The sequence below is a fragment of the Knoellia subterranea KCTC 19937 genome (genome assembly GCF_000768685.1).
GTDB classification, from domain to species: Bacteria; Actinomycetota; Actinomycetes; order Actinomycetales; family Dermatophilaceae; genus Knoellia; species Knoellia subterranea.
This window is the reverse complement of sequence record NZ_AVPK01000001.1, coordinates 596,959-610,053: the sequence shown is the minus strand read 5'-3', so window position 1 is coordinate 610,053 and position 13,095 is coordinate 596,959. Positions and strand designations below refer to the sequence as shown.

Genomic DNA, 13,095 nt, shown 5'->3' with positions numbered 1-13,095 from the left:
TGGGCGGCATGGACTCTGTATCGAACGCGCCTGCGCTGGAACTGTTTCCCGAGGACTTCGAGTCGGTGCTGTGCGTCGTCGCCCACCCTGACGACATCGAGTACGGCACCGCCGCTGCCGTCGCGAAGTGGACTGAGGCGGGCAAGACCGTGACCTACTTCCTGCTCACGCGCGGGGAGGCGGGCATCGACACGATGCACCCCGACGAGGCAGGCGCCGTCCGGGAGGCGGAGGAGCGAGCCAGTGCCGCGGTCGTCGGCGTGACCGAGGTCGACTTCGGCACCCACCGGGACGGCAATGTCGAGTACTCCCTCGCCCTGCGCCGCGACATCGCCCGCGAGATCCGGCGCCGCCGCCCCGACCTCGTCATCACGGGCGACTACGGCAACCGGTTCGTCGGCGGCATGCTCAACCAGGCCGACCATCGGGCCGTGGGTCTGGCCTGCGCGGACGCGGTCGCCGATGCGGGCAACCGGTGGATCTTCCCGGAACTCGTCGACGAGGGCTTCGAGCCGTGGCACGTCAAGGTGCTGGCCTTCGCCGGGCCGATGACGCCGACCCACTACGTCGACGTCGGGGACAAGGTCGAGGTGGCGGTCGCATCGCTCGAGGAGCACGCGGCATACAACTCTGCTCTTCCGGACGACTTCCCCAAGCCGGCGCAGCTGGTGCCGATGATCCTCGAGATGGGCGCGAAGGCCGCGAACGTCGAGGGCGTCACGCACGCGCTCGCCCTCGACGTCGTCAACCGCCGCTGAGTCGGGGGTGGGTCAGTCGGCGGTCTCCTCGCGGATCTCGGCGATCCACTTCTCGACGTCGGCGCTGCTGCGCGGCATGGCGGCCGAGAGGTTCTCGTTGCCGTCCGGCGTGATGACGATGTCGTCCTCGATGCGCACGCCGATGCCCCGGAACCGCTCAGGGACCTTGAGGTCGTCGGCCTTGAAGTAGAGGCCCGGCTCGACCGTGAGGACCATGCCCGGCTGCAGCTCGGCGTCCATGTACTCAGTGCGGGTCGCGAGGGCGCAGTCGTGGACATCGATGCCGAGGTGGTGCGAGGTGCCGTGGACCATCCAGCGGCGGTGGTACTGGCCGTGCTCGGTGTCGAGGGTGTCCTCGACGGTGACGCCCTCGGGGAGCAGACCCCACGCGTGGAGGTGCTCGGCAATGACGCGAATCGCTGCGGCGTGGATGTCCGAGAACTTCGCCCCCGGCTGGGCCGCCGCGATCCCGGCCTCCTGCGCGGCATACACCGCGTCGTAGATCTCGCGCTGCGCGTCCGTGAAGGTTCCGGACACGGGGAGGGTGCGGGTGATGTCGGCGGTGTAGAGGGAATCGACCTCGACACCCGCATCGAGGAGGACGAGCTCGCCGTCGGTGACCTCGCCGGTGTTGCGGATCCAGTGCAGCGTGTTGGCGTGGTCGCCAGCCGCACAGATCGAGTCGTAGCCGACGCCGTTGCCCTGATGGCGGGCGTGGAGACCGAAGATGCCCTCGATCCAGCGCTCACCGCGACCCAGTTCTACGGCTCGCTCGAGCTCGGCGATGACGGCCTCGAACCCGACGTGCGTGCCGGCGACGGCCTCACGCATCTGCTCGATCTCGTACTCGTCCTTGGTCAGGCGGAGCACGGACAGGGCGTGCGCCAGCGAGTCGTCCTGCTCGACGAAGGTCTCCTCGGTGGCGCCGTTCTCGACGCGGGCCGTGTCGAGAACGGCCGTGAGGTCCTTGTCGGCGTCACGGACCAGACGCACGGTGATCTCACCGGCGTCCTTGGCCGCGGCGGCCTCGAACTCATCGATGTGCTTCGCGGTGAGGCCGAGCTCGAGCTCGATGTCGGCCAGGCTGGGACGTGCCCCGACCCAGAACTCGCCGTAGCGAGCATCGGCGAAGAACTCGTCGCTGTCGCGCTCGCCGAGGGGGCGGAAATAGAGCATCGCCTCGTGCCCGTCGTCGGTCGGCTCGAGGACGAGCACCGCGTCCGGCTCACGGTCGGCGCCGAGGCCGGTGAGGTGCGCGAACGCGCTGTGCGGGCGGAAGACGTAGTCCGTGTCGTTGCTGCGGACCTTGAGACCGCCGGCGGGCACGATGAGCCGCTGCTTCGGGAATGCGGCGCTCACGAGCGCACGACGAGCTGCGGCATACGGAGCGACGGGCGACTGGGCGTCGGCCTGAGGTCGGCGCTCGGCCCAGTCCTCGCGGACGAAACCGCGGAACTCCTCGGTCGTCGGACGGGCCCGGTTCTCTGCCTGCTTCTGCTCTTCGCTCACCGCTCTATCGTGACATGCGTGACTGCCTACGACGGAGCCGATATCGGCCAGCGCATGCGCAACCACTTCAGCGGGCGCACGGAGCACCTCTATGGCGTACTCGTGCAAGTGCTGGCGGACGACTGGGACCGCGGGGGAGTCGTGCGCGAGATTCTCGCCGGACATGAGGATGCGTCGCCGGGGGACATGGTGCAGCTTCGACTGCTCGCGGGCATCCACCGGATCGTCCTGCGTGGGGACGCTCCCGAGCTCGCGGAGTTCTATCCCTCTGCGGGTGGTTCGGCTGCGCCGGATGTGTATGCCGTGTGGCCGGCTCTGGAGCCCGTCCTGCGTTCGCACGTGGCCGAGTTGCGGGAGGGCCTTGACGTGGCACCGCAGACCAACGAGGTCGGTCGGACTGTCGCCCTCTTGGCTGGACTGTCAGAAGCGTTGCGCCGCAACGGAATTCGTCAGATTCGGCTGCTCGAGCCCGGTGCGTCGGCCGGGCTGGGACTGCTCGTCGACCGCTACCGGTTCGTCGGTGACGGTTGGACCGCAGGGCCCGTCGATGCGCCGCTCGTGCTGGATGGCTGCGAGGCGCCGGGCTTCGTTCCGGAGGAGTTCGAGGTCCTCGAACGCAGAGGCTGCGACCTCGCACCGTTCGATGCGACGACAGGTGAGGGGGCGGCATACCTGCGCTCTTTCATCTGGCCGCACATGCCGGAGCGGGACGCGCGGCTGCGCGGTGCCCTCGAGACGCTGCGCGGGACTCCGGTGACCGTCGATCGCGCCGGCGGCGCCGAGTGGGTGCGGGACCAGGTCGATCGGCCGGCCGCCGATGACGTACTCACCGTGGTCTGGCACTCGATCACGCGGCAGTACTGGCCGCGCGCCGAATACGACGCAATGCTCGCGGCGGTCGACGAGGCGCGGGCGCGGATGCCGCTCGCGCGGGTCGCGCTCGAGGACCCGGACCCACTGCCGACCGAGGGGTGGTGGCGCCCTCAGATCGAGGTCGACGACGACGTCATCGGCTGGTGCACCCACCACGGCCCACCCCTGGAACTCGCCACATAGGCCTCGACCCTCGTGCCCAACTCACGCAATTCCCGGGTTGGGGACACCTCTCAGAGGGCGGCGTCGGGCGCGAGGCGACGGGCCTGATCCGCGCTCTCGTCGTCCGGCATCGTCTGGCTCGACATCTCCGCCTCGACCCGACGGTGATAGATGTCGAGTTCCTGCGCGACCCGGGCCTCGTCCCACCCGAGGATCGGAGCAGCCAGAGCCGCGGCATGCGGAGCGGCCGTGAGCCCTCGGTCGCGGGCCTCGATCGAGATCCGGGTCCGCCGGGTGAGGATGTCGGTCAGATGGACCGCACCCTCCGTCGCGGCCGCATAGACGACCTCGACCTTGAGGTGCGTCTCACCGCCGGGCAGGAGTTCGCCGAGCCCGGGCTCCGCGTTGATGAGCGCGATGAGCTCCTTGGTCAGGGTGCCGTAGCGCTCGAGGAGCGTCTCGATGTGCTCCTGGTCGATTCCGGCCGAGCGGGCGAGGATCTGTGGGCGCTCACTGAGCCACTCCCATCCGATCGCGCCCGCGAGAGGCACCTTGTCGGTGGATGACTCCGCGACCTCGGACTCCCAATCCTTGACCGCCTCGTCGACCGCGTCCTTGGCCATGATCCGATAGGTCGTGTACTTGCCGCCGGCGACGAGCGTCAGTCCGGGAACCGGTGTGGCGACGACATGTTCGCGCGACAGCTTGGTCGTGTCGTCGTCCTTGTCGCCGGAGATGAGCGGGCGCAGACCGGCATACACACCGTCGATGTCGGCCCGCGTCAGGGGGGTGACGAGGACGGCGTTCACCGTGTCGAGGAGGTAGTCGATGTCCGCGGATGTCGCCGCGGGGTGAGCCTTGTCCAGGCTCCACTCGGTGTCGGTCGTCCCGATGATCCAGTGCTCGTCCCACGGGATGATGAAGAGGACCGACTTGTCGGTGCGCAGGATGACGCCGGTCTCGGAAGTGATCCGGTCGCGGGGGACGACGAGGTGGATGCCCTTGCTCGCCCGCACCTTGAGCGGTCCGTCCTCGCCGAGCATCGACTGGATCTCGTCGGTCCACACTCCGGCCGCGGCGATGACCCGTCGCGCCCGGATGTCGAATTCCTCGCCGGTGCGGTGGTCGCGCGCACGCACCCCGACGATTCGTGACCCGTCGTCGGAGCGCAGCATGCTCACGGCGGCCACCCGGTTGACCACGTGTGCTCCGTGCATCGCTGCCGTCCGGGCGAGCTCGAGGACGAAGCGGGCGTCGTCGACCTGAGCGTCGTGATACTGGATCGCACCCGTGAGGGCCGACGGGCGCAGACTCGGCATGAGTCGAAGGGCCGCCTTCTTGCCGAGGTGGCGGTGGCGGGGAAGGCCGGCCTGCTGGCGCACTCCGAAGGCCAGGCCGTCATAGAGCGCGATGCCGGATCCGACATAGAAGCGCTCCCACGCCGGTTTCTTCAGCGGATACATGAACGGGACCGGTCGCACGAGGTGGGGCGCGATGGTCGTGAGGAGGAGTCGCCGCTCCTGGAGTGCCTCGTGGACGAGGCCGAAGTCGAGCATCTCGAGGTAACGCAGACCGCCGTGGATGAGCTTGCTCGATCGTGAACTCGTCCCGCTCGCGTAGTCGCGTGCCTCGATGAGGCCCGTCGACAGCCCACGTGTCACCGCATCGAGTGCCGCACCGCACCCGACGACACCGCCTCCGACGACGAGGACGTCCAACTCCTCACCGGACCGGAGCCGTTCGAGGGTGGCGTGGCGTGCGGCGGGGGAGAGGCTCACGACTTCGAGCATAGGGGGCCGAGCATTACCCTCGTGGTCATGCCTGAGTCGCGACACGTCTCCCGTCGAGTTCTCGCCGGTGCGACGCTCGCGCTGGTGGGGGGCGGCTTCATGCTGCGCGAGCACGGCTCGCAGGACGCTCCGGCGGGGGCTGCGTCGGGGGCACCCAGCACCACCACACCTGCGGTCGCCACCCCCACACCCTCACCCACGCCGACCATCCCCAAGGTCGACACGGTCGCGCTCACCACCGAACTCGACGCCTACCGGGCCAAGCGGGGTGGGGTCCAGGGCCTTGCGGTGCGCGACCTCCGCAACCTGCAGACGTTCGAGTGGCAGCCCTTCACGAACGAGACGCTGAGCACCATCAAGGTCCTCATCCTCGTGTCGGTCCTGCGCAAGTGCCACGAGACCGGCGAAGCCCTCACCGAACAGCAACACACGTCTGCCCGCCGGATGATCCAGCGCAGCGACAACGTGGCGACGGATTCGCTTCTCGAGTGGGTGGGGACCGAGCACGTGGCGGAGTCGGCGCAGCTGTTGGGCCTGACCAACACGACCGTCCGGGGCGGTGGTGCTGCCGGCACCGCCAACTGGTGGGGCTACAGCACCACGAACCCGGGGGACTGGGTCACGCTCCTCGGGGCGGTTCACGCGGCACCCATCACGCGCACCACGGCGGGCCGGCCCATCATCGACGACGGCGACCGCTACTACATCCGTGACCTCATGTCCGGCGTCATCTCCTCACAGCGCTGGGGCGTGGCGGATCGGCCCCTTCCGGGCGAGGTCAGCGCCGAGACCAAGAACGGCTGGGGGCCCATGGCGGACGGCTACCGCCTCAACTCGATCGGTCACGTCTTCGGCGACCGCCGCGACTACCACATGGCGATCCTGACCCGCAGCCCGCGAGGTTTTGCCTACGGTCGCGAGACCATCAACGGCCTGGCCCGCATCGTCCACAAGGCGCTCGTCCACGAGCTCTGACGGTCAGTCGACGTCGACCCAGTCAAGGGTGCGGTCCACGGCCTTGCGCCACCCGGCATACCCGGTTGTCCGCTGCTCGTCCGACCACGTCGGCTCCCAGCGCTCGGCCTCGGCCCACTTCTCCTTGAGCTCCTCGGTCCCGGACCAGAACCCGGTCGCCAGCCCCGCGGCATACGCCGCTCCGAGTGCTGTCGTCTCGGCGACGACCGGCTTGCTCACCGGCACGCCGAGGATGTCGGCCTGGAGCTGCATGCAGAGCCGGTTGGCGGTGACGCCGCCGTCGACCTTGAGCGTCTCGAGACGCACGCCGGAGTCGGCGGTCATCGCGTCGGACACGTCTCGGCTCTGGTAGCAGATCGCCTCGAGCGTCGCCCGCGCCACATGGGCGTTGGTGTTGAAGCGCGACAGTCCGACGATGGCTCCCCGTGCGTCGCTCCGCCAATAGGGCGCGAAGAGGCCGCTGAACGCCGGTACGAAGTAGACGCCGCCCGTGTCCTCGACCTGCGCCGCGAGCGTCTCGACCTCGGACGCACCGGAGATGATGCCGAGCTGGTCACGCAGCCACTGCACCGCGCTGCCGGTCACGGCGATGGAGCCCTCAAGTGCGTAAACCGGTGCGGCAGAACCGAATTGATAGGCAACGGTCGTCAGCAGCCCGTTGTTGCTCCGGACGATCTCGGTGCCGGTGTTGAGCAGGAGGAAGTTGCCCGTGCCGTAGGTGTTCTTCGCCTCGCCCGGCTCGAAACACACCTGGCCAACGGTCGCCGCCTGCTGGTCGCCGAGGACCCCGGTGATCGGCACCTGGGCGGTGCCTCGCTCCCCCGACGTCATTCCGTATGCCGTCCGCTCACTGCTCGCGTGAATCTCCGGGAGCATCGTGCGCGGGATCCCGAAGAAGCCGAGCAGCTCGTCGTCCCAGTCGAGGGTCGTGAGGTCCATGAGCATCGTGCGACTGGCATTGGTGACATCCGTGGCGTGGATTCCGCCGCGAGGCCCGCCGGTCAGGTTCCACACGAGCCACGTGTCCGGGGTGCCGAAGAGGGCGTCTCCACGCTCCGCGGCCTCGCGCACGCCCTCGACGTTCTCGAGGATCCACTGGACCTTGCCGGCCGAGAAGTACGTCGCCGGGGGCAGCCCGGCCTTGTGCCGGATGGTGTCACCGCGACCGTCGGCGTCGAGGGCCTTGGCGATGGAGTCGGTCCGGGTGTCCTGCCACACGATCGCGTTGTGGAAGGGGCGACCGGTGCGGCGGTCCCACACGATGGCGGTCTCGCGCTGGTTGGTGATGCCGATGGCGGCGAGATCGCTGGACGACAGCCCGGCGCTCGTCAGGGCGCTGCCGATGACGGTCTGGGTGCGGTCCCAGATCTCGAGCGGGTTGTGTTCCACCCACCCGGCGCGGGGGAGGACCTGTTCGTGCTCGAGCTGGTGGCGCGCGACCTCACCCCCGTCATGGTCGAACACCATGAATCGCGTGCTCGTCGTGCCCTGGTCGACCGCTCCGATGAAGTCCGCCATGACGGCAGCCTAGGGACCCTTCCGAGGTGTGCGGGCGCGGGACCGAGCGCGGGGATGCGAGCCCCGTCCGGAAATCGTCAACTGCCCCGGTTGCAACCGGGCCATTCCACGATTTCCGCGTCATGGGGCGGGCCGGGCGCGAGCCTGTGGATGACGCCCATGCCGCGTCGGCGGAAACGGCCACGATGGGTCCATGAACCCACGGCTCCTCACCATCGCCTCCGTGCAGCACGACGTCTTCACGGCCGCCGAGGCGCACGCGGTCGACGTCGACGATGCCGAACTTCGCAGCCTCGTGCGCGCCGGCGAGATCGTGCGGGTGCGGCGGGGCGCCTATGTCCTGGCATCCACGTGGACCGATGCCGACCACGAGGAGGTCCTGCGTTTGCGTGTCCTTGCCATCCTGCGCACGCGAGGCGAGGACGTGGCCACGCACCAGGCGGCTCTGGCGCTGAGGCGGCTTCCCCTGCACGGGGTGCGCCTGGACGTCGTCGACGTTCAGGCGAAGGTGGGCCGCGTCCGGCTCTCGGCGGGTTTGCGCACTCAGCCGGGCTCACTGCCACACGTGAAAATCGATGGCGCTCGCGCCGTGAGCATCGAGCATGCGGTGGTGCAGGTCCTCCTTCGTTCCGGGCTCGAAGCCGCGCTCGTGCCATTGGACGCCGCACTACGGCAGAAGAAGTGCACCCTGAGCGACGTCCGCGACGCCGTCGCCACGCTCGTGCCGAGTCACCGCAAGGCCCTCGGCGAGAACCTCATCGCACTCGCGGACCCCAAGAGCGAGTCACCCGGTGAGACGAGGACCCGACTGCTGCTCCACGATCTCGGGCACGAGTGGCGCAGCCAGGTGACCATCTGCGACGGCAACGGCGGCTTCATCGCCAGGGTGGATTTCCTCGTTGCGGGTCGAGTCATCCTCGAGTTCGACGGCCTGAAGAAGTGCGCCGGGGCAAAGGGCTTCACCGCGCTCGCCGCCGAGAAGCGGCGTGAGGACGAGCTGCGGGCCCTCGGATACGCCATCGTCCGCCTCGTCTGGGCGGACCTGTCGCACCCAGAGCGCGTGGCCGCCAAGCTGACGCGTGCTCTCGCGGCCTGACCGGGGCTGCCGGTTCCCGGAAATCGTCACGGGTCCCGGTTGCAACCGGGCCGATCCACGTTTTCCGCGTCATGCGCCGGGGCCTGTGAGGGAACGCACGCGCCAACGGTGCTGTGCTCAGCGGCGTGACACGCGAGGATGGGCGCCATGCAGTTCGGACGCAGTTATGAAGAGTTCGAGGTCGGAGCGACCTACAAGCACTGGCCCGGGAAGACGGTCACCGAGTTCGACGACCACATGTTCTGCCTGTTGACCATGAACCACCACCCGCTCCACCTGGACGTCAATTACGCCACGGAGACGACGCAGTTCGGCAAGAACGTCGTCGTCGGCAACTACGTCTACTCGATCCTGCTCGGCATGAGCGTCGCCGACATCAGCGGCAAGGCCATCGCGAACCTCGAGATCGAGAGCCTGCGCCACGTCGCGCCGACGTTCCACGGCGACACGCTCTACGGCGAGACCCGCGTCCTCGACAAGTGGGAGTCGACGTCCAAGGACGACCGTGGTGTCGTCCACGTCGAGACCATCGGCTACAACCAGGACGGCAAGGTCGTCTGCATCTTCCGCCGCAAGGTCATGGTCCCCAAGAACAACTACCTCGAGGCGCGTGGCGGCGAGCAGCCCGGCCGCCCGACCCCGCAGCCGGACAAGAACTGGCCCGGGCCGGATGCGCAGGAAGCGCCCGCCGAGAGCTGAGTCTCCTTCTCGCAGAACGCAAGCGGACGGCATACCGATGAATTTTCGGTATGCCGTCCGCTCGCGTATCGGGTCAGCCCAGCTTCATCTTCACGGGCTCGGTGTGGCGTGTGCCCGAGGCGTCTGTCCACTGCACCGCGGTGGGGTGGACCGCGCCCTTGGGCGCCGTTGGCGGCTGTGAACGGGCGGTTCGGAGGAAGGTCCACTCGCCGGAGTTCGGAGCCACGGGGGTGCCTGGCGTCGTGTCGCCGATGTTCCAGGTCACGATGAGATCTGTGGCCGCACCACCCTTCGTGGGGATGGCGAAGGTGCCGCTCAGTACTTGGATGTCGTTGGTCCTCGAGTCCATGTCATCCGCGGCCCAGGGGGTGGACCCCTCCGGGTAGTCGGAGCCGGAGCTTCCGTTCGGCCGTTGAACCATGAAGAGGCGGGTCTTCGGATCAACGAAGGTCATCTCCCCGGTCAGGGGGTCCACGACACTTGGCACGGCCGCGCCGTCCTGGTCGTAGGCGCCCAGCTCGTCGGTCCAGATGACGTCCTGCACCTCCCCGGACAGCCCGGGCGGGAGGTTGGCCGCTCCTTGGAACGCGACGGCCTGAAGGTCCGTGTCGGGGAGCGGTACGGCCACCCCCTGCAGTGCAGGAATGAGACCACTCGGGCCGATGGCCATGAACGTGCGTCCGCGGGCAGGAGCGACCGCGAACCGAATGCCGTCCGTGACGTCCTTGGGAGCCAATGACACGACGCCGCGCCTCGCTGACCAGGAATCCAGCTTGGTGCGCTTGCCCGCGTCAACGGAGTAGGACGTCACGGAGACCTGTCCGTCTGCTGACGGCTGGACCTCGACGGCGTAGCGGTAGTCGAGCAGCTCGACCGAGGACCGGCCGGCAACCTGGCTGTCGTTGCGACCGGACGGGAGGGCGTCGTCCGTCGGCAGCACCCCGGACAGCGCGAGCGTGGCGGCGACGATGCCGGCTGCGACGACCCCGCCCCCGGCGGCAGCGAGGCGCCGGCGGGTGCGGACGCGGTGACCGGTCCGCAGGGTGGCGTTGACGTCGTAGCGCAGGTCCGGCGTGGGCGTGGCGGTCAGGAGGTCTCGGACGACGCGGGCGTCGTCGAAGTGGTCGAAGTCAGGCATGGTGTCCCTCCTTGAGGTCCTGGGCTGTGAGTGCTTCACGAAGTCGGGCGAGGCCACGGGAGCCGCTGCTTTTGACGGTGCCGACGCTGACGTCGAGCAGGTCGGCCACCTCGGACTCGGGCAGCCCGACGTAGTGGCGGAGGACGACGACCTGCCGCTCGCGAGGAGGCAGCTGGCCGAGAAGGGACACGAGGCGTGCCGTGTCCTCGGGTTCGGAATCGAGGTGCTCCCGCTCCGGGAAATCCCCGACAGGGCTCTCGCGCTTGCGTCGTCGATGGGTGTCGATGTTGTCGTTGAGGATGCACCTGCGTGCGTAGGCGAGCGGCTCGCGGGTTCGCAGCCGACCCCATCGCAGGTAGACCTTGACCATGGCCGACTGCACGAGGTCCTCCGCATCCGTCGGGTTCCCACAGATCATCCAGGCGGTCCGCAGCAGTCGCGGCGCAGCTCCCGTCGCGAACGCGGTGAACTCGTCGTCGTGCTTGCCGGCCATCTCACCCCTCGTTCCCTCGTCGTCATCGTGGCACTCCCTCAACGGGGAAGCGGCCCGGAAGGTTGAGTGCCATCAACTCGGTGGCCGTGCCAGCCGGCCGAGTGCAAGGCTGCGCGCATGACGTCACGCATCTCGCACACGACCTTCGACGCCCGCGACGCCCACGCCCAGTCCCACTGGTGGAGCGAGGTGCTCGGCTGGTCGGAGGACCAGAACGACCCGAACCTTCCGGGCCACGAGGAGTGCATGATCTTCAGCCCCGACGGGCGCCAGCGGCTGCTCTTCATCGACGTCCCCGAGGGCAAGTCGGTGAAGAACCGCCTCCATCTCGACCTCACCCCCACCGACCGAAGCCGGGACGAGGAGGTCGAGCGTCTCCTCGCCCACGGTGCGACGGTCCACCAGGACCTGCGCGACCTGCCCGGACGCCCGGCCGGATCGGGGTGGGTGACGATGCTCGACCCCGAGGGCAACGAGTTCTGCATCCTGCGCAGCGAGGCCGAGCGACCGGACCCCTACGCGCACCTCATCGTCTGAGTTCCGTTCTCCCGGGCTTCAGTTCGCAGCTTCGGTATGCCGGGTGCCCGCCTTGTCGGTCCACGTCACCCTGGTGACGCGGGGGCCGGGTCCATCGCCAGGGGCTGTCCCTGTGGCCCATGCAACTGCCCCGTCAGTGCCCGAGCTGTCGGTGACGACCGCGTCGTGATGGGTCGCAGCGTCGGCCCACTCGAAGGTGACGTTCCGGGAACCCTCGGGGAGCAGGGTGATCGAGAGCCAGGACCAGTCCTCGCCCTCGTGCCTCTGGCCGGTGCCCAAGGTCGTGATGGAGGACGTCCCGAGCTGCTTCGTGGAGCCTCCGTCGGCCGTGAACACACCCATGACGTCGGCGTCACGATGAACGAAGAAGGTGTCGGTGGCGCCGATCTTCGTGCTCGCAAGACGGTTGCCCATCGCGTCCCGAACCACTGCGGAGTCGGTGTCGTCCATCCAGATCGTGCCCTGGTAGGTCTCGACGTCCGCCGGATTGTCGAACTTCAGGGCGTACGCCTTGTAGTCCGTGCCCGGCAGCAACGCCTCGTCCTGCTGGATGCCGCCCTTGGACCCAGGGGCAATCGTCAGGGACTTGGCCAAGGTGGCGGGTGCCGTGCCGAGCATGATGCCGTCGGCGCCCGAGCCGGTCCCCATCGAGACCACGTTGGCGTCGGCGCTCGATCCCGCGAGGAGTGACCGCTTGCCACCGTCGACCTTGTAGAACTTCACGTTGGGCTGGTCGGCAGGTGCCCCGGGAATCACCTCGACGGCGTAGGTCCCGTCGAAGAGGTTTGCCGACACGGCCTTCCCCGCACCCTCCATCTGGGATGGACGGTCTGCGGGCAGCGCGTCGCCACCGACACCCGGGCCGACCACGGCGAACGCGATGGCGGCAGCTGCGGCAGCGGCACCCAGCCCAAAACCGGTGCGGCGCAACGCCCGACGGCGGACGCGACGGCGCCCACCGGCATACACGGCGTTCTCGTCGACGGACATCGACGGCGACGGGGGCGCGGCGAGCAACTCGAGGATCGGGTCAGACATGGCGACCTCCATCGGTGACGAGCAGGGTGCGCAGGCGGGCGAGCCCTCGGGAGGTCGAGGACTTCACGGTGCCGGTGCTGATGTTGAGGGTGTCGGCGGTCTCGCGCTCGGATAGGCCGATGTGGTGACGCAGGACGACGCACTGGCGTTCGCGGACCGGCAGGGTGGCGAGGGCCGTGGTGAGCGCGTCTGCGAGAGCGACATGTTCGGAGCGGTCGGCTGCCCCGGACTCGGGGAGTTCTGCGGTGACCTGTTCCCGCCAGGTGCGGCGGTGCGCATCCGTGTGGAGGTTGACGAGAACGCGGCGGGCGTAGTTGTGGCTGCCGCCGTGGTCGATGCGCGGCCAGGCAACGTAGACGCGCTCGAGGGTCTCCTGGACGAGGTCCTCGGCGCTCACGGAGCTGCCGGTGAGCAGCCATGCCAGCTTGAGCAGTCGAGGGGAACTCGACCGCAAGAACTCGTCGAACGAGCCGTCGTGGCGACTGCTCACGACACCACCTTCTCTCACC

At 68.7% G+C, this 13,095-nt stretch carries 13 protein-coding genes; 6 read left to right on the top strand and 7 right to left on the bottom strand.

The features are described 5' to 3' along the window. The first annotated feature begins 8 nt into the window (after positions 1–8). Complete coding sequence (locus N803_RS02800; protein WP_035902719.1) at positions 9–758, top strand: PIG-L deacetylase family protein; 750 nt, start codon at positions 9–11, stop codon at positions 756–758. Positions 759–770: 12 nt separating this feature from the next. On the opposite strand, the gene N803_RS02795 is transcribed toward N803_RS02800, so the two are convergent. Then, positions 771–2,267, bottom strand: coding sequence for an aminopeptidase P family protein (locus tag N803_RS02795; RefSeq protein WP_035902389.1), 1,497 nt, complete (start codon positions 2,265–2,267; stop codon positions 771–773). Between the two features lie 18 nt (positions 2,268–2,285). Here N803_RS02795 and N803_RS02790 point away from each other — a divergent pair, with 18 nt between their 5' ends. After that, the gene (locus tag N803_RS02790; protein WP_035902388.1) at positions 2,286–3,323 is read left to right on the top strand and encodes a DUF2332 domain-containing protein; all 1,038 of its coding nucleotides are present in this window, start codon (positions 2,286–2,288) and stop codon (positions 3,321–3,323) included. Positions 3,324–3,373: 50 nt separating this feature from the next. On the opposite strand, the gene N803_RS02785 is transcribed toward N803_RS02790, so the two are convergent. Then, positions 3,374–5,092 carry a glycerol-3-phosphate dehydrogenase/oxidase gene (locus tag N803_RS02785; protein ID WP_035902385.1) on the bottom strand — a complete coding sequence of 573 codons (1,719 nt, stop codon included), beginning with the start codon at positions 5,090–5,092 and terminating at the stop codon, positions 3,374–3,376. Positions 5,093–5,119: 27 nt separating this feature from the next. On the opposite strand from N803_RS02785, the gene N803_RS02780 reads away from it, so the two are divergent. Continuing rightward, a complete protein-coding gene (locus N803_RS02780) occupies positions 5,120–6,067 on the top strand; it encodes a serine hydrolase (protein ID WP_156969632.1) in 948 nt (315 codons plus the stop codon). A gap of 3 nt (positions 6,068–6,070) precedes the next feature. On the opposite strand, the gene glpK is transcribed toward N803_RS02780, so the two are convergent. After that, the gene (glpK, locus tag N803_RS02775) at positions 6,071–7,585 is read right to left on the bottom strand and encodes a glycerol kinase GlpK (RefSeq protein ID WP_035902383.1); all 1,515 of its coding nucleotides are present in this window, start codon (positions 7,583–7,585) and stop codon (positions 6,071–6,073) included. Between the two features lie 193 nt (positions 7,586–7,778). Here glpK and N803_RS02770 point away from each other — a divergent pair, with 193 nt between their 5' ends. Both N803_RS02770 and N803_RS02765 read left to right on the top strand, forming a co-directional pair. Beyond that, positions 7,779–8,681: a type IV toxin-antitoxin system AbiEi family antitoxin domain-containing protein gene (locus tag N803_RS02770; RefSeq protein WP_035902381.1), complete on the top strand. Its 903-nt coding sequence runs from the start codon at positions 7,779–7,781 to the stop codon at positions 8,679–8,681. A gap of 147 nt (positions 8,682–8,828) precedes the next feature. Next, a complete protein-coding gene (locus N803_RS02765; RefSeq protein WP_211253440.1) occupies positions 8,829–9,380 on the top strand; it encodes a MaoC family dehydratase in 552 nt (183 codons plus the stop codon). Positions 9,381–9,453: 73 nt separating this feature from the next. Here the strand turns inward: N803_RS02765 and N803_RS02760 are convergent, their stop codons facing one another. Both N803_RS02760 and N803_RS02755 read right to left on the bottom strand, forming a co-directional pair. After that, entirely contained in the window at positions 9,454–10,518 is a 1,065-nt protein-coding gene (locus N803_RS02760; RefSeq protein WP_035902379.1) for a hypothetical protein, read from the bottom strand. Continuing rightward, a complete protein-coding gene (locus N803_RS02755; protein WP_035902378.1) occupies positions 10,511–11,011 on the bottom strand; it encodes a SigE family RNA polymerase sigma factor in 501 nt (166 codons plus the stop codon). The genes N803_RS02760 and N803_RS02755 overlap by 8 nt, the downstream gene beginning before the upstream one ends. A gap of 117 nt (positions 11,012–11,128) precedes the next feature. Here N803_RS02755 and N803_RS02750 point away from each other — a divergent pair, with 117 nt between their 5' ends. Further along, positions 11,129–11,548, top strand: a complete 420-nt coding sequence (locus N803_RS02750) for a VOC family protein (protein ID WP_035902377.1) — start codon at positions 11,129–11,131, stop codon at positions 11,546–11,548. An 18-nt stretch (positions 11,549–11,566) separates the two neighbouring features. On the opposite strand, the gene N803_RS02745 is transcribed toward N803_RS02750, so the two are convergent. Together N803_RS02745 and N803_RS02740 are read right to left on the bottom strand one after the other, a co-directional pair. Continuing rightward, entirely contained in the window at positions 11,567–12,586 is a 1,020-nt protein-coding gene (locus tag N803_RS02745) for a hypothetical protein (RefSeq protein ID WP_052111636.1), read from the bottom strand. Next, positions 12,579–13,076 carry a SigE family RNA polymerase sigma factor gene (locus N803_RS02740; protein WP_035902374.1) on the bottom strand — a complete coding sequence of 166 codons (498 nt, stop codon included), beginning with the start codon at positions 13,074–13,076 and terminating at the stop codon, positions 12,579–12,581. The genes N803_RS02745 and N803_RS02740 overlap by 8 nt, the downstream gene beginning before the upstream one ends. Positions 13,077–13,095 lie beyond the last annotated feature (19 nt).

Coding starts and splice junctions, on each gene's coding strand:
- N803_RS02800 (WP_035902719.1), top strand. CDS start 9: ATGGACTCTGTATCGAACGCGCCTGCGCTGGAACTGTTTCCCGAGGAC.
- N803_RS02785 (WP_035902385.1), bottom strand. CDS start 5,092: ATGCTCGAAGTCGTGAGCCTCTCCCCCGCCGCACGCCACGCCACCCTC.
- N803_RS02780 (WP_156969632.1), top strand. CDS start 5,120: ATGCCTGAGTCGCGACACGTCTCCCGTCGAGTTCTCGCCGGTGCGACG.
- glpK (WP_035902383.1), bottom strand. CDS start 7,585: ATGGCGGACTTCATCGGAGCGGTCGACCAGGGCACGACGAGCACGCGA.
- N803_RS02770 (WP_035902381.1), top strand. CDS start 7,779: ATGAACCCACGGCTCCTCACCATCGCCTCCGTGCAGCACGACGTCTTC.
- N803_RS02765 (WP_211253440.1), top strand. CDS start 8,829: ATGCAGTTCGGACGCAGTTATGAAGAGTTCGAGGTCGGAGCGACCTAC.
- N803_RS02760 (WP_035902379.1), bottom strand. CDS start 10,518: ATGCCTGACTTCGACCACTTCGACGACGCCCGCGTCGTCCGAGACCTC.
- N803_RS02755 (WP_035902378.1), bottom strand. CDS start 11,011: ATGGCCGGCAAGCACGACGACGAGTTCACCGCGTTCGCGACGGGAGCT.
- N803_RS02750 (WP_035902377.1), top strand. CDS start 11,129: ATGACGTCACGCATCTCGCACACGACCTTCGACGCCCGCGACGCCCAC.
- N803_RS02745 (WP_052111636.1), bottom strand. CDS start 12,586: ATGTCTGACCCGATCCTCGAGTTGCTCGCCGCGCCCCCGTCGCCGTCG.